This is a genomic window from Thermobacillus xylanilyticus (assembly GCF_907165215.1).
Lineage (GTDB): Bacteria > Bacillota > Bacilli > Paenibacillales > Paenibacillaceae > Thermobacillus > Thermobacillus xylanilyticus.
This window is the reverse complement of record NZ_CAJRAY010000049.1, coordinates 70041-91778: the sequence shown is the minus strand read 5'-3', so window position 1 is coordinate 91778 and position 21738 is coordinate 70041. Positions and strand designations below refer to the sequence as shown.

Genomic DNA, 21738 nt, shown 5'->3' with positions numbered 1-21738 from the left:
CGGCTTGCGCTTGGAGGTCAAGTGAATCGGGGCGGCGCCGCGTACTTCCCGCCGGCGCGTCCGATTCCGCCGACCGACAAGCCCGTGCAAGCTCTGGTCCGGCTTGCGCTTGGAGGTCAAGTAAATCGGGGCGGCGCCTTGTGTGCAACAAGGCGCACAAGCCGGCGTCCCGTCACAGGTCGTCTTCGTCTTCGGCCTCGAGGTCTTCCGCGTCGTCCTCGAACTCTTCCTCGTCCTCCGTCTCCAGTTCGTCGTCGACTTCGATATCCGGCTCGTCGAGCTCTTCGTCGTCGATCGGAACTTCCTCGTCCACATCCGCTTCGTCGTCGGCGTCGTCGAACAGCTCTTCGCCGTCCTCGTCGTAGAGGTCGTAATCTTCTTCGTCCGTAACGTATGCTTCTTCCTCGTCGCCGTACAGATCCTCTTCCTCTTCGTCATCATCGTTGATGATGCGCGGACGCGACGCCCCGAGGGACGGATCTTCGCTCCGGTCAACCGGGTACCACCGCTTCAGCCCCCACACGTTGGAACCGACGCAAGCGAACCGGCCGTCGATGTTGATCTCCGTATAAATCTGCGCGATGACTTCGTTGATTTTCTCCTCGGAAAAGCCGCGGATCCTGCCGATCTCCTGGATCAAATCCCGGTAGTACATCGGCTCGTTGGCTGTTTTCAGAATTTCGAAGGCCAGATCGACCATCGGCATTTCTTCAATCCGTTCGGGATCGAGCTTCAATCGAATCTCGCCGCTCATCGAACACATCCTCTCGCGCAAGTCATCTAACCAGCATAGTTCTATCCATTGTCAACCTATAGTAAACCTCATTTCATTTCAAAAAGCAAGCAACGCGAAAGGGGGATCGCCGCCCGCCGGCCGCCCAATTCGGGAGAGCGGGACATCTGCTCATGCCGCTGTCCAGACGCCCTCATAGTATAAGTCCAGCATGTTCCACCCGGGAGGAATGCGCCGATGGACTTAAGCCCGGTTCTCAGATGGCTGGAGGAGAGGGCGCTGACCGCCCCGGACCGTCAAGGAGTCCGCTGCATGCTCAGGTTTCGCCACCCCAGAGATTATCGCCGCTTCGTCCGCGAGTGGACGGCGCGGCATCCTCCCGGGCGGCCGGAAGGTCCGGCCATCCGGCTCCTTCCGCTCATCCGCGGCGTCAGCTTCATGCTTCCGGCAGGCCGTCCGGCCGGTCTGCCGTGGGCGGGATGCGCCCTCGAGCCGGACTCCCGCATCGCTGTCCACGGCACCGTTCGCAGTGCGCCCGCCGTCGAACAAGGCATTCCGTGGGGCGTGAAACAGATCCGCGCGCCGATGGCCTGGCGCCTGACGACCGGCTACCGCATCAAAGTCGGCGTCATCGACACCGGCGTCGACTTCAGCCATCCCGATCTCCGTCATTCCATTTCAAGGGGCATCAACCTGCTGGCGCGCAGCATGCTGCCGCATGACGACAACGGCCATGGCACGCACATCGCCGGCACGATCGCGGCCGCGAACCAGCTGCACGGCATGGTCGGCGTCGCACCCCGCGCGGTCATCCACCCGGTGAAGGCGTTCGACCACAACGGCTCGGCCTACGTCTCCGACATCATTCTCGGCATCGAATGGTGCATCCGCAACCGGGTGGACATCATTAACATGAGCTTCGGCATGAAGACGCGCAGCCGCGCGCTGCTGGCCGCCGTGCAGAACGCCTGGCGCGCCGGCATCATCATCGTCGCATCTTCCGGAAACGACGCGAAGCGCAAGGCGATCGACTATCCCGCCCGGTTCCCGCAGACGCTCTCCGTCGGCGCCACGACGCGGATGCGGAGAATCGCACCGTTCAGCAACCGGGGCAGTCTGGTCGACATCTATGCGCCGGGGGACAAAATCATCTCCGCCTGGCTGCGGGGCAAATACAACGAGATGAGCGGCACGTCGATGGCAACCTCCCACGTCACCGGCGCGATCGCCCTGCTGCTCGCCTACCGGCCGGGACTTTCGCCGGCCGAGATCAAGGAGATTCTGCGCAATTCGATGAATCCCCTGCGCGGCGCGAAGGCGCCGAAACGGACCGGCGAGATCGACGTGATGCGCATGCTGGCGGCCGCCGACCGGCTCGGCTGAATCTTACATCCGCTCCGGCGCCGAAACGCCGATCAGCCGCAGCACATTGGCGATGACCGTCCGGACGGCGGCCAGCAGCGCAAGCCTTGCGCCGGTCTGCGCCGCGTCGTCCGTAATGACGCGCTCCGCCTTGTAGTAGCTGTGGAACTGCGAAGCGAGTTCATACACATAGCGGATGAGACGGTGGGGCGCATAGGCTTCCGCGGCATCCGCCACTTCTTGCGGCAGCTCGCCCAGCTTGCGCAGCAGCTCAAACTCCGCCTCGGCGGTCAGCCGTGTCAGGTCCGCCTTGTCGTGGTCGACGGCGATCCCCTGCTCCTCCGCCTGCCGGAAAATGCTGCATATCCGCGCATGGGCGTACTGCACATAATAGACCGGGTTGTCGTTCGACGTGGAGACGGCGAGATCCATGTCGAAGTCGAGATGCGAATCCATGCTGCGCATCGTGAAGAAATAGCGGATCGCGTCGACGCCGACCTCGTCCATCAAATCTTCCATCGTCACCGCCTTGCCGGTCCGCTTCGACATTTTCACCTTCTCGCCGTTCTGATACAGGCTGACCATCTGGGCGATCAGGACGACCAGCCTGTCCGGATCGTGTCCGAGGGCGGCCATCGCGGCCTTCATCCGCGGGATGTACCCGTGGTGGTCGGCGCCCCAGATGTTGATCAGCCGGTCGTATCCGCGGCGGAATTTGTCCCGGTGATAGGCGATGTCCGGCGTCAGGTAGGTGTAGGAACCGTCCTGCTTGACGAGGACGCGGTTCTTGTCGTCGCCGAACCGGGTCGACTCGAGCCAGACCGCGCCGTCTTCCTCATAGACCATGCCCCGCTCCCGCAGCGCCTCCACCGCGGCCTCGACCTGGCCGGTCTCGTACAGCGACGTCTCGCTGAACCAGTTGTCGAACTTGACGCGGAACCGCTCCAGATCGCGCCGGATTTTGTCCAGCTCGCGCGTCAGGCCGTACTCGCGGAAGAAGCGCAGCCGCTCGTCATCCGGCAGCGAGAGCAGCCGGTCGCCTTCCTTCTCCGCCAGCTCCTTCGCGAAGCCGATGATGTCCTCGCCGTAGTAGCCGTCCTCGGGCATCTCCGCTTCGAGGCCGAGCTGCTGGCGGTAGCGCGCCTCGATCGATTTCGCGAGGTTCGTGACCTGCGCGCCCGCGTCGTTGATGTAATACTCGCGCGTCACGTCATAGCCCGCGAAGTCCAGCACGTTGCACAGCGCGTCGCCGACCGCCGCGCCGCGCGCGTGGCCGAGATGAAGCGAACCGGTCGGGTTCGCGCTGACGAATTCGACCTGCACCTTCTGCCCGCGGCCGATATTCACCCGGCCGTAAGATTCGCCCGCCCGGAGCACTTCGCCGATGACCGGGTAGAGATAGCTTTTGTCCAGGCGGAAATTGATGAACCCGGGCCCCGCGATCTCGGCGGATTCGATCATGGTGGCGCCCCGGTCGAGATGTTCCAGAATCGCTTCCGCGATCTGGCGCGGATTCCGCTTCGCCAGCCTCGTGAGTTGCATCGCCGCGTTCGTCGCAAGATCACCGTGCGCCTTGTCCTTCGGCACCTCCACGACGAATGCCGGCAGCTCGTCGCGCGCCGCGATCCCGGCGGCGACCGCCGCATCCGCGATGGCGTCTTTCACCCGCTGATGGATGCGTTCCAATACATGATCACTCATGATTCATCTGCCTCCCGTATCGTTAGGTTGATGACGAATTCTCCGGCATCGGCGCCCCCCGCTTCCAGCCGGTAAGCCCAGCTCCACACCATCGGAAAGCTGCGGCCGTCCGCCTCGACGCGCAGCCGGCGCGTCCTCGTTCGGAGATCAAACCGGACGAGCGGCGTCCGGTAATAGCCTCCGGTCTCAACGCCCGGCTCGAACGTCTGGGCGCTCTCGACGTCCCCCGTGCGAACAAGCCGCAGCGTCCGGCCATCCCAGCGCAGCGTCGAGCGGATCCGGCCGTCCTCTTCCGCATAACGGAGATACAGCGCGCCGGCCTTGGCGTAGAGCCTGCCGTCGAGCACCGACCGCGCGGTTTCGCCGCCGTCCTGCCGGCTTTCGAGCGCGATCTTCACGGGCAGCCCCTCAGCCGGAATCGCAGCCAATACCATGTCTTGCACCTCCGCGCAAAGCTCAAGAAGCCTGATCATCACAAAACCCCCGTCCCATGAAAGAGACGGAGGTTCATCCGCGGTGCCACTCTTCTGGAAGACGCGCCTCATCGTTCCCGTCTCCGCACGCCATCGTGCTTGAGATCGGGACGGGCGTCTTCCCCTTGAAGCGATAACGGCGTTCTGCCGGGTTCCCCTACGCGCGCCGACGTCATCCGGCGTCAGCGGTTCAGGGAACCAACTCGCGGGTGCGCTTCCTCCGCTGGGACCCGCCGGCTTCCACCGTCCCGGCTCGCTGCATGGGGCTTGATCAGCGGAGTACTCTCCCGGTCATCGTCGCTAACAGATTTCCACCATTATACTGTGCCTGCCGCCGGCTGCGCAAGAGCTGGGAGCGGATATCCATTGACCGCCGGGAATGCTAGTAGTACAATAAGCGATAACCAAGTGATTAAGTCGGATTTTGGCGACGAAACCCACACCAATCAGCAAAGAAGGGAACCAACATGTCCTCACACGTCATTGACATGGTCATGCTTCGCAATGTGTTCGGCACGCCCGAGATGCGCGCCGTCTGGTCGGACGAGAACCGGCTGCAGAAACATCTCGACGTCGAGGCGGCGCTCGCGCTCGCCGAGGCGGAACTCGGACTGATTCCCGCGGATGCGGCGAAGGTCATCGCCGAGAAGGCCCGGGTCGAACTGCTCGACCTGCAGGCGATCGCGGACGAAGTGCTGAAGGCGAAGCACTCCCTGATGCCGACGATCCGGGCGCTGCAGGCGCTCTGCGGGCCGGAGGCCGGGGAGTACGTTCATTTCGGCGCCACGACGCAGGACATCGTCGACACCGGCATGATGCTTCAATTGAAGGAAGCCCACGCGATCATCGTGCGCGATCTCTCCGCCGTCGCCCGGCAGCTCGCCCGGCTCGCCCGCGAATACCGTGACACGCCGATCGCCGGCCGGTCGCATGGCATGCAGGGGCTGCCGACGACGTTCGGTTTCAAGATCGCCGTCGTGCTGAGCGAAGTGCTCCGGCATCTCGACCGGCTGAAGGAAGCGGAAGCGCGCGTGTTCACCGGCGTCATCGGCGGCGCGGTCGGCACGTACGCGGCGTTCGGTCCGCTCGGCCCCGAAGTGGAGGCGCTCGCGCTCCGCAAGCTGGGGCTTCACGCGCCCGACATCTGCTGGCACTCCTCCCGCGACCGGCAGGCGGAATACATCGGCATCCTCGGCATGATCAGCGCCACGCTCGGCAAGCTGGGGAACGAATTCTACAACCTGATGCGCACCGAGATCGACGAGCTGGAAGAGCCGTTCACCTCGGGCAAGATCGGTTCCTCCACGATGCCGCACAAGCGCAATCCCGCGGCGCTCGAAGGCATCGCCAGCCTGGCGAAGCCGGTCCGCTACAACGTCGCGCTCGTACAAGAGGCCATGATCGTCGAGCACGAGCGGGACGCGATGTCTTGGCGGGGCGAATGGATCGCGTTGCCGGAGACGTGCATCTACCTCTCCGCCCAGCTCTCCTCGGCGAAGGCGGTGCTCGAAGGGCTCGTCGTCAAGCCCGAAAACATGCGGCGCAACCTCGATCGGCTCGGCGGACTGCTGTTGTCCGAGCGCGTCATGTTCGCGCTGGCAGACCGCCTCGGCAAGCAGACCGCGCACCATGTCATCTATGAGCTGTCCATGAAGGCGGTGGAGGAAAACACGCCGTTCAAGGACGTGCTGCTGGCGGACAAGCGGGTGGCCGAAGCGCTGGACGAGAAGACGCTGGAAGAGCTGCTCGACCCTGCCGCCTACCTCGGATCGGCGCCGCAGATCGTGGACCGGGTGCTGGCCCGTGCGGAACAGTCGCCGTGGCTCAGGGAAGACTGAAATGACAACCTATTCTATAAAAGGAGGATGGTCGATATGCCGCTTCAAGCTTTGAAAGATTCGGCCGGAGCGCTCGCGCCGCATCTTGTCGCCATCCGACGCGAACTGCACATGCATCCGGAACTGTCGCTGGAAGAATTCGAGACGACCCGGCGCATCCGCGGCTGGCTGGAGGAAGCCGGCCTGAGCGTGCAGACGTTCGGCCTCAAGACCGGCCTGGTCGTCGACATCGAAGGCGCATCCCCCGGTCCGACGGTCGCCCTGCGCGCCGACATCGACGCGCTGCCCGTCACGGAAGAGACCGGCCTGCCCTTCGCGTCGTGCGAGCCGGGCAAAATGCATGCGTGCGGCCACGATTTCCATACCGCTTCGATGATCGGCGCGGCGCTGCTGCTTCACAAGCGGCGGGATCAATTGAAAGGCCGCGTGCGCATGCTTTTCCAGCCGGCTGAAGAGATCGCGGCAGGGGCCCGCGCGATGATCCGGGCCGGCGTGCTGGAAGGCGTCGACGCGATTCTCGGCATGCACAACAAGCCGGAGTTGCCGGTCGGGACCGTCGGCATCCGGACGGGCGCGCTGATGGCCAGCGTCGACCGCTTCGAGATCCGGGTGACGGGCAAGGGCGGCCATGGCGCGATCCCGGACGCCGCCGTCGATCCGATCGTCGCCGCCAGCGCCATCGTAGGCGCCCTGCAAACCATCGTCAGCCGGAACGTGAGCCCGCTGGAGAGCGCGGTCATCAGCGTCTGCCGGTTCCAATCGGGCGCGACGTGGAACGTCATTCCGGATTGCGCCGAACTGGAAGGAACCGTGCGCACCTTCAACGCCGACGTGCGCCGGCGCATCCCGGAACAGATCCGCCGGGTGGCGGAGGGCGTCGCCGCCGGTTACGGCGCGTCGGCCGAGCTGATCTGGACGGAAGGCCAGCACTTCGTCAACAACGATCCGGCGATGGCCGCCCTGATGACGCGGGCCGCCGAAGAGCTGGGCCTAACGGTGGTCGAGGCGCGGCCGACGACCGCCGGCGAAGACTTCTCCGTCTACCAGGAGCATGTCCCCGGATGTTTCATCTGGATGGGCACAAGCGGAACCGAGGAATGGCATCACCCGAAGTTCACGCTGAACGAGGATGCCTTGCCGGTCAGCGCCGCCCTGTTCGCACATGCGGCGGAACTTGCGCTTGAAACGTTGGCGTGACGGTTCATGCGTTGATTTTTTCCCATATGAACGAGAGATGAAGGTGACCCCGCATGTCTGACTTCACTTACCGGCTCGCCGTCAAGGAGGACGCTCCGGCGCTGCTCGATCTGACGCTCCGGGCCTACAAGCCGATCCGCGAGCTCGGCATCAACTTCGCGGCCGCCACCGCCGATCTGGCGCTGGTGGAAAGCAACATCCGCAACCACATGTGCTTTATTATGGAAGAAAGCGGGAAGCCGCTCGCGACGTTGACGCTGCGGATGCCCTGGGGGCCGCAGCCCGGACCGTTCGGCGTGCCGCACATCTGGTGGTTCGCGGTTGATCCCGACCTCGGACGCAAAGGAATCGGCTCCGCGATGCTCAGCTGGTGCGAGGAGACGATGGTCCGCGACACCCTGAAAAGTCCGGCCGTGTCGCTCGGCACCGCGAAGGAGCATCCGTGGCTCGGCGACATGTACGTGCGCAGGGGGTATGTGCCGATCATGGAGAAGGATCTGGGCAAAGGGCATACGACGATCTTCTACAAGAAGGAACTGCTTCCGGAAAGCGGGGAGATGGGCAGATGAGCGCGCCGATCTATGACGTCATGGTGGTCGGCGCGGGCTCGGCCGGCATGAGCGCCGGGTATCATCTTGCCCGGCGCGGCGCGCGCGTGCTGTTGATCGACGCCTGCGACCCGCCCCACCGGGAGGGCAGCCATCACGGCGAGACCCGGCTCATCCGCCACGCGTACAAGAAAGGCTCCGCCTATATCTCTCTCGCGCTCCGGGCGGACGAGCTGTGGCGGGAGCTGGAGCAGCTTGCGGGGACGACGCTGCTCGTCCGCTCCGGCGTGATCAACATCGCCGATCCGGAACATTACAGCTTCGGCAGCCGCCCGGATGACGCCCGGGCGTTCGGCGTCTCCGTGGAAATGCTCGATGGGGCCGAGATGCGCAGAACATGGCCTGGACTTGACCTGCCCGACCATTTCATCGGGATGTACGAGCCGGAAGCGGGCTATCTGTTCAGCGAGCGTGCGATCGCCGCTTATCGCGGGCTGGCGGAGGCGGCGGGCGCGAAGCTCGTGACGAACACGCCGGTGCTGCGCGTGACGGCGGATCAGGCCGGTGTCGCCGCGGAGACCGCCGAGGGCGTCTTCCGCGCGGAGAAGGCGCTGCTCAGCGCCGGCGCATGGTTCGAACAATTGGAGCCGTTCGTCCGCTTCCCCTTGCGGCCGCTGCGCATCCCGGTCGGCTGGTTCGGGACGGAATCGGCCGAATACCGCGCCGGCGAGTTTCCCGGCTTCACGCTGCATACCGCGGAAGGCGGGTTTTACGGTTTCCCCGACTTGGGCGGCGGCCTGAAGATCGGCAAGCACGACGGCGGCCGGGACTGGCGGCCCGGCGAGCCGCTGCATCCGTTCGGGCATTACGAGACGGACGAGCGGTCGCTGCGCCAGGTCGTGCAGAAGTATATGCCGCGGGCGGCGGGGCCGCTGCTGCAAAGCTCCGTCTGCAAGTACGAGTTTACGCCGGATGAAGATTTCGTGATCGACCGGCATCCGCAGCATCCGAACGTGCTCGTCATCGGCGGCTTGTCCGGCCACGGGTTCAAATTCGCCAGCGCGCTCGGCGAGATCGCCGCGGATCTGCTGCTGAACGGCTCGACCCGGTTCGATCTCGGCGCCTTCTCGCTGTCCCGGTTCAAATAATTGAAAAGGAAGAGGGCTCGCTTCCCGGGCGGGCACTCTTTTTTTCATGCGCACAAGCATGTTGCCAGAACGGGTTGGTTTGTGAAAAAATGGTGAACAAAACAGAGAAAAAGAGAAAAGGGGGGTTATCGGTATGGAACGGGTGTCCTTTTTCGGCTCCGAAACGGCTCCTTTCACGTTCTATTCGCCGTCTCATTGGGTGTCTCTTGTCTTCATCGCGGTGGTAAGCGCATTCACCCTCGGCTGGCGCGGTCTGCGGGAGCGCCCGCGTCTCGCGGACGTCATTCGCCACGCGCTGGCCGCGATGCTGCTGCTGCTCGACATTGCGCTCCATATCTGGTATTTCGTTGCCGACCAGTGGGATCCGGCCTACACCCTGCCCTTGCACCTGTGCAGCCTGACGCTGATCCTGTCCTTCATCATGCTCTGGACCCGAAGCTATCGCCTGTTTGAATTCAACTACTTTGCCGGCATCGGCGGGGCGCTGCAGGCGCTGCTGACGCCCGCCGCCATTCTGTCGGGGTATCCGCACTTCACCTTCTTCTATTTCTTCATCGCCCATGGCGGCATCATCGTCTCCGCAGCCGCGCGGGACGCAACCCGCCTTCCAGCAGAATGCGGCGGACCGAAGAGACGCTTAAATGGATGTTTTCGTGTTCGGCCAACAGCTCGGCAAAGTGGGTGGCATTGCTTCCGAAGTAGCGCTCCTGATACAAGAGTATAACGCGTTGTTTAAGCGAATCGGCCAAGGTATGAGCGGGCTTACGGCCCCGATTCCCATGAGCGATGGCTTGTGCACCTCCGTGACGATATTTGGCCTTGAGCCGATACGCTTGCCGAATACTGATGCCAAGAATGCGCGCGACATCCTGTTCCGCGAGACGGCCATCGATCCATTTTTCAAGAACCATAACGCGTTTCAGTTCACTCTTCGTCAAGGTGATCTGCTCCTTGCTCATACTGACATTTTCTCGGATCAGTTACACCCTGACAATATCACAGAACAACAACACAGCGCGGGCACCGTTGACAGAACAGGTTTATTGCGATAGACTCTTCGTTAGGTCGATTATGATAAACCTACAGAAAGGCGATGGCTGCGATGGAACCGCCCAAATTGTTTGAGGCCGAATACAAGTTTGCGTGCCTGGTCTGGGATCACGAACCGATCAATTCGACGGATCTGGTGAGATTGAGCCGGGAGCAGCTCGGTTGGAAGAAATCGACGACTTATACCGTGCTGCGAAAGCTGTGCAGCAGAGGGATTCTGAAAAATGAGAATGCGACGGTCACAGCCCTTGTGAAGAAAGCCGATGTGCAGCAATACGAGAGCCGGGCGGTCGTCGACAAAACTTTCGATGGATCGCTCCCGCAGTTTCTGACTGCTTTCCTCGGCGGCAAGAAACTGACCCGGCAGGAAGCCGAGGCGTTGAAACGGATCATTGAGGAGGCGGCGGAGTGACGAACCTGTTTTTCACCGTTGTCAATATGAGCATTGCCGCCGGGTTCACGGCGCTCGTGGTGATTGCGGCAAGACTGGCGCTGCGGCGCGCTCCCGCCGTGCTGTCCTATCTGCTGTGGATTGCCGTTGCCGTCCGGCTCGTCATACCGGTTCGTCTTGCGTCGCCGCTTAGCATCATGCGGCCGATTGAGCCTCTCGCCGCGGAAGATTCGGGCTTCATGACCTTCGTGTCCCCTGAACTGAAAACGACAGCGATGGATGCCGGCATGCGGGGGATCGAGCGCATGGCGGAGACGATGATGCCCGCCGCGAAAGTGCCGGGCGTGGACATGCTGGACATGCTCATCCGGCTCGGCGGCATCATCTGGATCATCGGCGTCATCGTTCTCCTGGCCAGAAGCGCCGTGAACTATTGGAACGTTCGAAACAGCATTCGGACAGCCGTCCGCATCCGCGATCATATTTACGAGTCAGACCGGATTGACACGCCGTTCGTCTTCGGCCTGCTCAAGCCGAAAATCTACGTTCCGACAGGCCTGAGCGAACAGGAGCTGACGTACGTCCTTCTGCATGAGCAGACCCATATCGACCGGCGGGATTATGTGATCAAACCGCTGGCCTATATCATGGTAATCATCCACTGGTTCAATCCGCTGATCTGGCTGTCTTATGCGCTGATGAGCAAAGATATGGAAATGTCCTGCGACGAGAAGGTATTGGACAAGACGGGCGGCCGTCACAAGCGGCCATACGCTGCCGCATTGTTGTCGTGTGCCGTCCGCAGTTCCGGGCTTCGCGCCGGGTCTTCTCCGGCTTTTGGCGAAAACCAGGTGAAGGCGAGAATTCGCAACATTCTCGCGTACCGGAAACCATCCGCCCGGGTGATCGCCGGGTACATGCTGGCCATCGCCGTCCTGATTGCGGCGTGCTCGACAAACCCGAAGATGGTGCAGCCGGTGCCGCACACCGACCAGCAGACGTTCTATTCCGGTTACAACCTGACCGAGTTGATGAACAACAAGACGTTGTACGTGGGCCATGCCGGCAAAGTCGGCGGTCTCATCCACGGCATGCCCGAACCGGAAGGCTTGGACTGGAACGGCATCGAGCTGCAGACAACCGAACCGCCTTACGGCGTGATCATCCGTTACCAAATGAATGCAGCTGCCGATCAGGCAGAGACAGGAGACGCCGCCTACGAGACATTCTGCCGCAACGCCGTTCTGCTCTTCAGCCTGATCGACAACGTCGACCGCATCAGCCTTTCGATCGGCGATCAGACGAGCCCGGACGGCAGCGCCTCGTACAGCATGACGGTCACGCGGGAACAGGCCGAAGCTTGGCTCGGCGGCGATGTCCGGCCTTACAGCGCGGACGCATCCGGCCTGCAACGGCTGATTGACCAAGTCAACCGCCTGTCCTTCGATTTCTCGCAGTCATAAGAAAAGCTCCAACCCGTCAAGGCTGGAGCCGTGTGAAAGTCCCGGCCGGTGTGCCGGGACTTTCGCTTATGCACCGGTCCGTCATCCTTCGCCGAGCAGACCGATGAAAGGTCTCACATCCCGCGCCTCATCCAGGCGCAGCACCTGTTCCCGTATGGCCGCCGCGTTCGGACCGGTCACGACTTCTTCGAACTTGCGCTCAAGCTCCGCCTCCGTGACCGGATTGCCGGGGGAGCCCTTCGGGCGGTCGCCGACGGCGGTCACCGTCCCGCCGTCCGTGAGCGTCACCGTGATGCGCGTGTACCTCACGCCCGGCGGCTCGTCCATTACGTTCGTGCGCCGCATCCGGTCCATGTAGGCCCGGATCTCGCCGTCGATCGGCACCCGCTGGAAGTCGCCGGCGCGGATGCCCTGGCCGCTCAGGATCAGCGCGGCGATATACTCGATGCTGAAGCGGCCCTCTTCGCCGTTCAAGGGGCGTTGATGGATGAGCGCCGCGTCGCTCCGCCCGGTGAAGGCGATCTCGATCGCTTCGATCCGGTCGAGCGGAATCCGGCCGAGCTGCTCGGCCGCGTGCCAGCCGAAATACGCCGCAGAGCAGAACGGGTACAGCTTGTGCCACAGGCCGGGGCTGACGATCCGCGGGACGGCGTCCTCGCGCAGCAGTTCGGCGCGCGCCCGCTCTTCGCCCTGGCCGAACACGGCGAAATAGCCGAGCCGGCCGTCCAGGCTGGCGCGGCTTCCCTGCACGTCCGCTTCCGCGAGCAGCAGCGACCGGATCCCTGCGGCCGCAGCCAGCCCGGCATGGAGCGGCTTCGTCTCCGTGCCGAAGTGGACGCGCAGTCCGCCGGCCTGCGTCGCGGCGAGCCCGAGCGCCAGCGCGGCCCGCTCCGCCGGCCAGTCCAGGTAATGCGCGCCGGCGATCGCCGCCGCCAACGCGCCCGCCGTCGCCGTGTTGTGAAACCCGCGCTCATAATGTTCATTCGAAAGCGCCAGCGCGATGCGCGCCATCGCTTCAACGCCGACGATATACGCTTCGAGGAAACGCCGGCCGTCGCCGCCGCGGTCGCCGAGCGCGATGAGCGCCGGCAGAATGACGGTGCTCGGATGGCCGCGCACCTCCGCATGCACATCATCATAATCGAGCGCATGGCCCATGAAGCCGTTGATGAGCGCCGACTGCCCGCGATTGACGCGGCACCCGTGGAACAGCACCGGCGCAAGCGGCCGGCCGCCTTCCTCGTCCGCCGCCCGGATCAGCTTCATAACGCCGGCATCCGCCCTCCCGGCGAAGGCGGATGCGATGTAATCCAATATGCCGTACTTCGCTTTCTCCAGACTCTCCCCGGAGAAAGGCATGCGCCACAGCTTGTCCAGGAACGCCAACGTCAGACTGTCCGCCATCGTCACCGCTTCCTGTTCGCGTGGAATGTCCGCAGGAACTGCTTCGTCCGCTCTTTCCGCGGGTTATCGAGCAGCTCGGCCGGCGGGCCCTGCTCCACGATGTTGCCGTCCGCCATGAAAATGACGTGATCGGACACATCCCGGGCGAAATCCATCTCGTGCGTCACGATGATCATCGTCGTATCCATCTCGGCAATCTTCTTGATCGTCTGCAGCACTTCCGACACGAGCTCCGGGTCGAGGGAAGACGTCGGCTCGTCCAGCAGGATGGCGTGGGGCCTGAGCGCGAGCGCCCGGGCGATGCTGACGCGCTGCTGCTGGCCGCCGGAGAGCGTGGCGGGATAGTTGTCCCGCTTGTCTTCCAGGCCGACCTGCCGGAGCAGCTCCATGCCGAGCTCCTCCGCCTGCTTCTTCGGCATCTTCTTCACGACGATGAGCGATTCCGTCACATTCTGCAGAGCGGTCTTGTTCTTGAACAGATTGTAATTCTGGAAGACCATCGCGGTCTGCAGGCGAAGCTGCCGGATTTCCTTGTTCGTGCACTTCTCGGCGTCAACCCGCACGCCGCCGATCTCGATCACGCCGGCTTCCGGCCGCTCCAGGAAGTTCAGGCAGCGGATGAGCGTCGATTTCCCCGATCCGGACGGACCGATGATCGACAGCACTTCGCCGTCCTTCACCTCGAAGTCGATGCCGTTCAGCACGACGAGGTCGCCGAATCGTTTCTTGAGGTTTGTCACTTTGATCATGGCCAATCAACCTTCATGTCCGATATGGGCGATCCAGATAGTTCTCAAGCTTCTGCTGCAGATACGTATAGACGATGATCAGCAGCCAGTAGATCAAGGCGACCGCCAGATAGGCTTCGAAGAACCGGAACGATTCGGCGGCCTGCATCTTCGCTTCGGCGAAAATCTCGACCACCCCGAGCGTGAACGCCAGGGACGTCTCTTTGATCAGGCTGATGAAAATGTTGCCGGTGCCGGGCAGCGCGTTGCGCGCCGCCTGGGGCAGAATGATCCGCCGGTACGCCTGAAGCTTCGTCATGCCGCCGGTGATGCATGCTTCCATCTGCCCTTTGTCCACCGAGAGGAACGCCGCCCGGAAAATCTCGGCCAGAAACGCCGCCTGCTTGAATCCGAATCCGATAACGGCCGCCGTTACGGCATCCATTTTGGTGAATACCGGGAACAGCTGCGGCAGGCCGTAGTAGATCAGGAACAGCTGCACCAGCATCGGAATGGCGCGGAAGAAAGAAATATAGACGGCCGCTCCCGAACTGAGCAGCCGGTTCCTGCTGTTGCGGGCGAGAGCCAGCACCAGCCCGACCGCGATCGCCAGAATCATGGCGAGCACCGCCATGAGCAGCGTGATCGGGATGTACTGAATGATCCTCGGCAATATTTCAATGATGTAGGATGGATCGAAATTCACGTCTATCGCCCGCTCCCATGCGCTTTCGCGCGGTTCAGATTACTCGCTCTTCGTCGTGACGTCCTCACCGTAGAAATACTTCTCGGAGAGCTTCTTCAGCGTGCCGTCCTCCCGAAGCTTCTCGATTTCGGCGTTGAACTGCTCGATCAGCTTCTGGTTCTTCTCGCTCTTCACGAACGGGAACGCGACATCCTCATAGTGGAACGGTTCGCCGACGAACTTGAGCGGCAGGTTGTTCTTGTTGATCTCGGCGATCAGATTCGCCTTGGATTGCACATAGCCGTCGACGCGCTTGTTCAGGACATCGTTCTGCGCGCCGTCGCGGTTCTCGTACGTCCGGACATTGATCTCGGGATCGTAGTTCTGCAGGTTCTTCACATTCTGCGAACCGAGCACGCCGGCGACCGTCTTGCCCTTCAGGTCCTCCAGCGTGTTGATGTCCGTGTTGTCCACGTGCGTCACGATCGCCACGCCGGCGTACGAGTAAGGCACGGTGAAGTCAAACTTCTGCTTCCGCTCCTCCGTCACCGCCACGACGTTGGCGACCGTGTCGATCTTGCCGGTCTCGAGCTGGCCCATCAGGCCGGAGAAATCGGTGTTAACCCATTCTACCGTATAGCCGAGATTGGCGGCAATGGTTTCGAGGACTTCGACGTCGAAACCGACCAGCTTGTCCCCGTCCTTGTAGCTGTTCGGGAACGACTGGCCCGTCGAGCCTGCGCGGAGCACTTTCTTGTCGTCATCTCCGCCGGACTTGCCGGAAGAGCAGGCTGCAGCCAATACGCTGAACAGCAGCACGACGGCCAAAGTGAAGTACAGCTTTTTCATGGTGTGGTTACCCCTTTTGTTGAAAATTGTCGAATTTTCGACCGTATTAAGCTTACGATTTCCGATTGGTTTAGTCAAATTAAATTTTTCCCCGGAGTTCAATTTTTTTTGATGAAAAAGACCCTGCCCGCGTCGCCGCGGCAGAGCCGGATGACTCCTGGTTCAACCGTTGATCCGTTGCTTGTTCTCGTAAGCCAGCGACACCAGTGCCACATAGAACGGCTGAATATTGAATTTTTTGCTGAACTCGAACCGGTAGCTTGCCGTCTGCAAGTTGTTCGCTTTGTAATACGGAGAGGTGATGTAATGGATCGTCAGCTCGCTGTCGTCGAACCCGGTGCCGGCCGTTTCCATCGTGACATCGTAGATCGAATCCAGGTCGATGGAGACGACGCGCGTCTTCTTCCCGGTCACGCCTTGATGGTCGAACAGGATGAGCCGCTTGTCCGTCAAGATGAACGTGTCGCGTACCAGCCGGAACCCGGTCTGGACGGTCTCCCCGGGCATCAGGTATGCGCCGTACTGCTGCTGCAGTTCCCGGGGTGAAACCTCGGTATAGTTGCCGAACAACCCGCTGAACAGCGACACGGCGATCCCTCCTTATGATCTGTCCGCACCGCGAATAACATGTAATCGATTGTAGTTCAATATTCTATCACTTTTGCGTCAAATTGTGGAATGTTCAAACCCCGGAGGAATATCTTCCTCCGGGGCCCGCATGAGCCGATATCGATCTTCTGCCGTGCTTATTTCACGAAACCGAGCAGCATCTCCCGCACGATCTTCGAAGCGGCGATTTGCGTCTGCTCCGTCGGATCGTAGGCGGGCGCCACTTCCACCAGGTCGCAACCGACGACCCGCGCGTCGGAGCGCGCGATCGCATGCACGGCATCCAGCAGCTCCTTCGACGTGATGCCGCCCGCTTCGGCCGTGCCGGTGCCGGGCGCGCAGGACGGATCGAGCACGTCGATGTCGATCGTCACGTACACGGGACGGCCCGCCAGCTCGGGCAGCGCGCGCTTCAGCGGCTCCAGCACTTCGAACGGATGGAAGTTCACGTTCTCCCGTCCGTACGCCCACTCCTCGCGCGAGCCGGAGCGGATGCCGAACTGGTACACGTTCTTCCCGCCGATGAGCTCCGCCGTTTTACGGATCGGCGTCGAGTGTGACAGCGGCTCGCCTTCGTACTGCTCGCGCAGGTCCGCGTGCGCGTCGATATGGATGACCGCAAGATCCGGATACTTCGCGTACACTTCGCGGATGATCGGCCACGAGACAAGGTGCTCGCCGCCGAGGCCGACCGGCAGCTTGCCGTCCGCCAGCACGCCCCTCACGAATTCGCCGATCATCTCCAGGCTGCGCGCCGCGTTGCCGAACGGCAGCAGCAGATCCCCCGCGTCGAAATAGACGATGTCTTCGAGGCTGCGGTCCAGATACGGGCTGTACTCCTCCAGCCCGACCGACGCCTCGCGGATGCGCGGCGGGCCGAAGCGCGAGCCCGGACGGAACGAGACGGTGAAGTCCATCGGCATGCCATAGATGACCGCCTTCGCCGCCTCGTAATCTTCGGAGCTCAGAATGAACACGTTGCCGGAATATTTTTGATCCAGCTTCACACCGGTTTTCCCCTTTCCATCAAGAACGCCGCCCCGAAGCGGGACGGCCGTCCGAACGCTCGCATTTCGCTTATTTCACCAGATCCTCGACGAACTTCGGCAGCACGAACGCCGCCTTGTGCAGCCGGGGCGAGTAATATTTCGTATCGATCTCGGGTATCGCCGATTCGTCCACCTCAAGCGGGTCGTATTTCTTGCTGCCCAGCGTGAACGTCCACAGCCCGCTCGGATAGGTCGGCACGTTCGCCCAGTAGGTGCGCACGATCGGGAACACCGCCTTGACGTCGCGGTTCACGTTGCGGATGAGATCCGCCTTGAACCACGGATTGTCCGTCTGCGCGACGAACATGCCGTCTTCCTTCAGCGCGTCGTAGATGCCCTGGTAGAACCCGCGCGTGAAGAGCTGCACCGCCGGCCCGACCGGCTCGGTCGAATCGACCATGATGACGTCGTACGTGTTCTTGTGATCGTGGATGTGCATGAATCCGTCGTTCACGATCACCTCGACGCGGGGATCGTCCAGCCCGGACGCGATTTGCGGCAGGTAACGCTTCGAATACTCGATTACCTTGCCGTCAATGTCGACCAGAACGGCCCGCTTCACTTTCGGATGTTTCAGAATTTCGCGGATGACGCCGCCGTCGCCTCCGCCGACCACCAGCACATGCTCCGGATTCGGATGCGTGAACAGCGCCGGGTGCGCCACCATTTCGTGGTACACGAACTCGTCTTTGTCCGTGGTCATCACCATGCCGTCGAGGAGCAGCATCGTGCCCCATTCCTCGGTCTCCACCATGGCGAGATCCTGGAAGTCCGTCTGTTCGCGGACATACGTTTCCTTCAGCTTCATCGTGATGCCGTAATGGTCAGTCTGTTTCTCCGTAAACCATATCTCCGTCACGAGGACGATCCCTTCTTCCTGTAGGATTTCAACCTGTATTATAGAGTTTCAATGGGAAAAAGCAACATGCTCCCCGCCCCGCTTCAAAATGTTTTTTCTTCCGGGAATGCCGACCGCCTCCAAACCCGCATGAATAACGCCGTCTTTCGATTTCCATACTAAGGAACATGAAAGATTGCGAGCGGAAAGGACGGTGGCGAACATGGCGGATCAGTCGAACAACCGCCCGCAGACCGCGGAAGAGCGCGAGAAACAGAAGAAACGGCTGCTCCGGGCCGAGCGGCGCGTGATCCGGCGTGCCCGCCTCCGCGTCTGGGCCGCGGTCTTCGCCTTCCTCCTGCTGCTCGCCGCCGGCGGGCTGATCGCCGGCTGGATCTGGCTGAGCACGCAGTCGCTGCCCGCCGCATTCATCAGCCAGACTTCGTATATCTACGACAGCCGGGGAGGCGTCATCGACACGCTTCACGCCGGCGGATACCGGCATTCCGTCGAACTGTCGGAAATTTCGCCGTACCTCGTGCAGGCGACGCTCGCCATCGAAGACCGCCGCTTCTTCGAGCATCACGGCATCGATCTGCGCGGACTTGCCCGCGCGGCCCTCGTCAACCTGCGCAGCCTGTCGGCGAAGCAGGGCGCGAGCACGCTGACGCAGCAGCTGGCGCGCAACCTCTGGCTGTCCCACGAGCGGACCTGGTCCCGGAAACTGCAGGAAGCCGTTTACGCGGCGCAGCTTGAAATGAAATACGACAAGACGGAAATTTTGACGATGTATCTGAACCAGATCTACTACGGCCACGGCGCCTACGGCGTCGAAGCCGCCGCGGAGCGCTACTTCGGCAAGCACGCTTCCGAACTGTCGCTCGCGGAGAGCGCCATGCTGGCCGGCGTGCCCAAGGGGCCGCGGTATTACTCGCCTTACCGGGACATGAAGAACGCGAAGGACCGGCAGCGCCTCGTGCTGAACGCCATGGTGGAACAGGGCGTCATCACGCGGGAGGAAGCCGACGCCGCGTTCCGCGAGCCGCTGAACTTCCGTCCGCTCGAATCGGATGCGGACGACGGATACGCGCCGTATTTCCGCGATTACGTCCGGATGGTCGCCGTCGAACAGCTCGGCATCGACGAGCGGCTGATTGCCGAAGGCGGCGTCCGCATCTACACGACGCTCGACCCCGACATCCAGGCAGCCGCCGAAGAAGCGGTGAAGAACGGCATTCCGGCGGGCTCCGAACAGCAGGCGGCGCTCATCGCGATCGATCCGCGAAACGGCCATATCAAGGCGATGGTCGGCGGCCGCGACTACAACACGAACCAATACAACCGCGTCTTCGCGACGACGCGCCAGCCGGGGTCCTCCTTCAAGCCGTTCGTCTACCTGACGGCGCTCGAGAACGGCATGACCCCGGTCACCCGCTTCCGGAGCGAACCGACCGTCTTCACGTACGACGAAGGCCGCAAGACGTACGAGCCGCGCAACCATAACGATCATTATGTCATGGACGAGATCGACATGCGGACGGCGATCGCAAGTTCGGACAATATCTATGCCGTCCACACGATTATGGCGGTCGGGCCGGAGAACGTCGTGGCGACGGCCCGCCGCTTCGGCATCGACAGCCCGATGCAGCCGGTGCCTTCGCTGGCGCTCGGCACGTTCCCCGTCAGCCCGTTCGAGATGGCGTCCGCGTTCGGCGCGCTGGCCGCCGGCGGCGTCCGGCACGAGCCGGTCGCGATCCTGCGCATCGAGGATCGCTCGGGACGCGTGCTGTATGAGGCGAAGCCGTCGGCGGTGCAGGCGGCGTCGCCCGCGCATGCGTACGTCATGACGCGGCTGCTCGAGAGCGTGTTCGAGCCGGGCGGCACGGCGCATCGCGTGTCGGCCGCCATCAAGCGCCCGGTGGCCGGCAAGACCGGCACGACTCCCTACGACGCCTGGCTCGTCGGCTACACGCCGGAGCTGTCGGCAGCCGTCTGGGTCGGCTACGACAAGGCGCGCACGATCACGCAGGCCGAGGCGCACCGTGCGGCGCCGATCTTTGCGGACTTCATCGAGCGGGCGCTCGCCGGCGTGCCGCCGAAGATGTTTCCGATGCCGGACGGCGTCGTGACAGTGTACATCGATCCCGAAACCGGCAAACTTGCGGGCGAGACGTGTCCGCAGCGGCGTCCGGAGACGTTCATCGCGGGCACCGAGCCGGTCGAGTATTGCGACGCGCATGACGCAGCAGGCGAAGAAGAGCCGGACTCCGCCCGGGCCGACCAGGAAATCCGCCGCTCCTGGTGGGAAGATCTGAAGCGTTGGTGGCTCGGATAGCCCGGAAGGAGGAATACGCCGGAGCTTGTCGAATTTACCTCTACAATGAGGTGATTGTCATCGCTAGGGAACGCAAGTTTACGACCGACGACCTGTTCCGGGAAACCGGGCACGTGCTGCTCGCGCAGGGCTACGAAGGCTTCACCTTCAGCATCCTGGCCGAACGTCTGCAAGTCTCGAGAGGCGCGCTGTACAAGTACTACGACAACAAGGACGAGCTCATCTCCGATTTCATGATCCACGAGATGGACCGTTTTCTGGCCGAATTGCGGGAGATCGACAACTGTCCGGACTTTGAATCCCGGTTCCGGTATCTGCTCGATCTCATCTTCAAGCGGAGGACGATCCACCAGCTGATCAGCAGCGTCCAGCAGATTCCGAGGTCCGGAAACGCGAAAGTGAAGGCGAACCTTGCGCGGCTGGACCAGCTTCATCTGGACATGTACGCGCGCCTCGGCTCGTTCGTCGGGCAGGGACGGCGGGAAGGAAAACTGCGTTCCCATCTGCCCGACGGGCTGGTGCTCGGCTTCATTTTTCAGTCCATCATGATCCCCAATCATTCGGGCATTCCGTATGAGGAATGGGTGGCGGCCATCGAGGACATCATCCGGCACGGCATCATGGCCTGATTGACAGCGATGCTGCACAAGGCCATAATAAGAGAATGGCAAGCGAAGTTGCGCTTTGCATTCTTTTTTACCCAAAGTGACACATTTGTCACTTTAATCAAGCCATCCCGATTACGGAAGCAGGAGGGCCCGTACATGAAATCGTTGCTGCTTCGCATAACGGACTTCGTGTCCACGAAGAGGGGGATGCGGATTACGCTCGGCGTGTGGCTTGCCGTCACGCTGCTGCTCGGCGGGCTGGCGCCGGGCGACGATCCTGATCTCGTACGTGTCCGCGCTCGGGCTCGGCCTGTTCCTGACCGACCTCTAGTTCGGCATCGACACGTACAGCACGCGGATCCCGGTGTACGCCTTCGTCTTCCTGGTGGCGCTCGGGATCGACTACAACATCATCCTCGTGTCGCGGTTCCAGGAGGAACGGCGGCGCCATCCGGTGCGGAAGGCGGTGGAAATCGCCGTTGCGAAGACCGGCGGCGTCATCTCCTCGGCCGGCCTCATTCTGGCGGCGACATTCGCCGTCCTGATGACGCAGCCGGTGCAGGTGCTTTCCGTCTTCGGCTTCATTACCGCCGTGGGCATTCTGCTCGACACGTTCCTCATCCGGGGATTCCTGCTGCCGTCACTGATCGTGCTGTTCGAGAAGGACAAATAAGAAGAGGCCGACCGGGTACTGTTGCCCCGGTCGACCTCCTTTCAATATCGTGCAAT

The 21738-nt window shown here is 62.3% G+C and carries 20 protein-coding genes and 2 pseudogenes; 11 read left to right on the top strand and 11 right to left on the bottom strand.

Features of this window, described 5'->3' with window-relative positions; all coding sequences use genetic code 11:
- Positions 1 to 172: 172 nt before the first annotated feature.
- Complete coding sequence (gene rpoE / locus KJQ12_RS10825; protein WP_015256297.1) at positions 173 to 754, bottom strand: DNA-directed RNA polymerase subunit delta; 582 nt, start codon at positions 752 to 754, stop codon at positions 173 to 175.
- A 216-nt stretch (positions 755 to 970) separates the two neighbouring features.
- Between rpoE and KJQ12_RS10820 the strand changes: the two genes are divergently transcribed.
- Positions 971 to 2116 (top strand): S8 family peptidase, encoded by a 1146-nt coding sequence (locus tag KJQ12_RS10820; RefSeq protein ID WP_213484678.1) that lies wholly within the window; start codon positions 971 to 973, stop codon positions 2114 to 2116.
- A 3-nt stretch (positions 2117 to 2119) separates the two neighbouring features.
- Here KJQ12_RS10820 and argS read toward each other — a convergent pair whose 3' ends face one another.
- Together argS and KJQ12_RS10810 are read right to left on the bottom strand one after the other, a co-directional pair.
- Positions 2120 to 3796 carry an arginine--tRNA ligase gene (gene argS, locus KJQ12_RS10815; RefSeq protein WP_213484677.1) on the bottom strand — a complete coding sequence of 559 codons (1677 nt, stop codon included), beginning with the start codon at positions 3794 to 3796 and terminating at the stop codon, positions 2120 to 2122.
- Positions 3793 to 4230, bottom strand: coding sequence for a YwiB family protein (locus KJQ12_RS10810; protein WP_015256300.1), 438 nt, complete (start codon positions 4228 to 4230; stop codon positions 3793 to 3795). Before KJQ12_RS10810 ends, argS begins: the two co-directional genes overlap by 4 nt.
- 506 nt (positions 4231 to 4736) lie before the next feature.
- Between KJQ12_RS10810 and purB the strand changes: the two genes are divergently transcribed.
- From purB to KJQ12_RS10785, 5 genes are all read left to right on the top strand, one after another.
- Positions 4737 to 6107, top strand: coding sequence for an adenylosuccinate lyase (gene purB, locus KJQ12_RS10805; protein ID WP_213484676.1), 1371 nt, complete (start codon positions 4737 to 4739; stop codon positions 6105 to 6107).
- A gap of 36 nt (positions 6108 to 6143) precedes the next feature.
- On the top strand, positions 6144 to 7304 hold the full coding sequence (locus tag KJQ12_RS10800) for an amidohydrolase (RefSeq protein WP_213484675.1): 1161 nt from the start codon (positions 6144 to 6146) through the stop codon (positions 7302 to 7304).
- Between the two features lie 53 nt (positions 7305 to 7357).
- Positions 7358 to 7873, top strand: coding sequence for a GNAT family N-acetyltransferase (locus KJQ12_RS10795; RefSeq protein WP_213484674.1), 516 nt, complete (start codon positions 7358 to 7360; stop codon positions 7871 to 7873).
- Entirely contained in the window at positions 7870 to 9000 is a 1131-nt protein-coding gene (gene solA / locus KJQ12_RS10790) for an N-methyl-L-tryptophan oxidase (protein ID WP_213484673.1), read from the top strand. The genes KJQ12_RS10795 and solA overlap by 4 nt, the downstream gene beginning before the upstream one ends.
- A 133-nt stretch (positions 9001 to 9133) precedes the next feature.
- Positions 9134 to 9724 carry a YwaF family protein gene (locus KJQ12_RS10785; protein WP_244860560.1) on the top strand — a complete coding sequence of 197 codons (591 nt, stop codon included), beginning with the start codon at positions 9134 to 9136 and terminating at the stop codon, positions 9722 to 9724.
- Positions 9725 to 9821: 97 nt separating this feature from the next.
- Here KJQ12_RS10785 and KJQ12_RS19600 read toward each other — a convergent pair.
- Positions 9822 to 9911: pseudogene (locus KJQ12_RS19600) on the bottom strand (hypothetical protein); the annotation flags it as partial.
- Positions 9912 to 10102: 191 nt separating this feature from the next.
- Here KJQ12_RS19600 and KJQ12_RS10775 point away from each other — a divergent pair.
- Both KJQ12_RS10775 and KJQ12_RS10770 read left to right on the top strand, forming a co-directional pair.
- Positions 10103 to 10462: a BlaI/MecI/CopY family transcriptional regulator gene (locus KJQ12_RS10775; protein WP_015256306.1), complete on the top strand. Its 360-nt coding sequence runs from the start codon at positions 10103 to 10105 to the stop codon at positions 10460 to 10462.
- The gene (locus KJQ12_RS10770; RefSeq protein WP_213484672.1) at positions 10459 to 11904 is read left to right on the top strand and encodes a M56 family metallopeptidase; all 1446 of its coding nucleotides are present in this window, start codon (positions 10459 to 10461) and stop codon (positions 11902 to 11904) included. The genes KJQ12_RS10775 and KJQ12_RS10770 overlap by 4 nt, the downstream gene beginning before the upstream one ends.
- Before the next feature lie 81 nt (positions 11905 to 11985).
- Here the strand turns inward: KJQ12_RS10770 and KJQ12_RS10765 are convergent, their stop codons facing one another.
- From KJQ12_RS10765 to speE, 7 genes are all read right to left on the bottom strand, one after another.
- Positions 11986 to 13308, bottom strand: coding sequence for an MmgE/PrpD family protein (locus KJQ12_RS10765; RefSeq protein ID WP_213484671.1), 1323 nt, complete (start codon positions 13306 to 13308; stop codon positions 11986 to 11988).
- 2 nt (positions 13309 to 13310) lie between these two features.
- Positions 13311 to 14057 carry an amino acid ABC transporter ATP-binding protein gene (locus tag KJQ12_RS10760; protein WP_015256309.1) on the bottom strand — a complete coding sequence of 249 codons (747 nt, stop codon included), beginning with the start codon at positions 14055 to 14057 and terminating at the stop codon, positions 13311 to 13313.
- A 13-nt stretch (positions 14058 to 14070) separates the two neighbouring features.
- Positions 14071 to 14742 carry an amino acid ABC transporter permease gene (locus tag KJQ12_RS10755; protein WP_015256310.1) on the bottom strand — a complete coding sequence of 224 codons (672 nt, stop codon included), beginning with the start codon at positions 14740 to 14742 and terminating at the stop codon, positions 14071 to 14073.
- A 39-nt stretch (positions 14743 to 14781) separates the two neighbouring features.
- Positions 14782 to 15570, bottom strand: a complete 789-nt coding sequence (locus KJQ12_RS10750) for an amino acid ABC transporter substrate-binding protein (protein WP_015256311.1) — start codon at positions 15568 to 15570, stop codon at positions 14782 to 14784.
- Between the two features lie 162 nt (positions 15571 to 15732).
- Positions 15733 to 16158, bottom strand: a complete 426-nt coding sequence (locus KJQ12_RS10745; protein WP_015256312.1) for a PH domain-containing protein — start codon at positions 16156 to 16158, stop codon at positions 15733 to 15735.
- Positions 16159 to 16316: 158 nt separating this feature from the next.
- Positions 16317 to 17186: an agmatinase gene (gene speB, locus KJQ12_RS10740; RefSeq protein WP_213484670.1), complete on the bottom strand. Its 870-nt coding sequence runs from the start codon at positions 17184 to 17186 to the stop codon at positions 16317 to 16319.
- Between the two features lie 70 nt (positions 17187 to 17256).
- Positions 17257 to 18087 (bottom strand): polyamine aminopropyltransferase, encoded by an 831-nt coding sequence (gene speE, locus KJQ12_RS10735; RefSeq protein ID WP_213484669.1) that lies wholly within the window; start codon positions 18085 to 18087, stop codon positions 17257 to 17259.
- Between the two features lie 202 nt (positions 18088 to 18289).
- Between speE and KJQ12_RS10730 the strand changes: the two genes are divergently transcribed.
- From KJQ12_RS10730 to KJQ12_RS10720, 3 genes and pseudogenes are all read left to right on the top strand, one after another.
- Positions 18290 to 20401 (top strand): transglycosylase domain-containing protein, encoded by a 2112-nt coding sequence (locus KJQ12_RS10730; RefSeq protein ID WP_213484668.1) that lies wholly within the window; start codon positions 18290 to 18292, stop codon positions 20399 to 20401.
- A complete protein-coding gene (locus tag KJQ12_RS10725; RefSeq protein WP_232427819.1) occupies positions 20389 to 21030 on the top strand; it encodes a TetR/AcrR family transcriptional regulator in 642 nt (213 codons plus the stop codon). The genes KJQ12_RS10730 and KJQ12_RS10725 overlap by 13 nt, the downstream gene beginning before the upstream one ends.
- Before the next feature lie 250 nt (positions 21031 to 21280).
- Positions 21281 to 21682 (top strand): annotated as a pseudogene (locus KJQ12_RS10720) (MMPL family transporter); the annotation flags it as partial.
- Positions 21683 to 21738 lie beyond the last annotated feature (56 nt).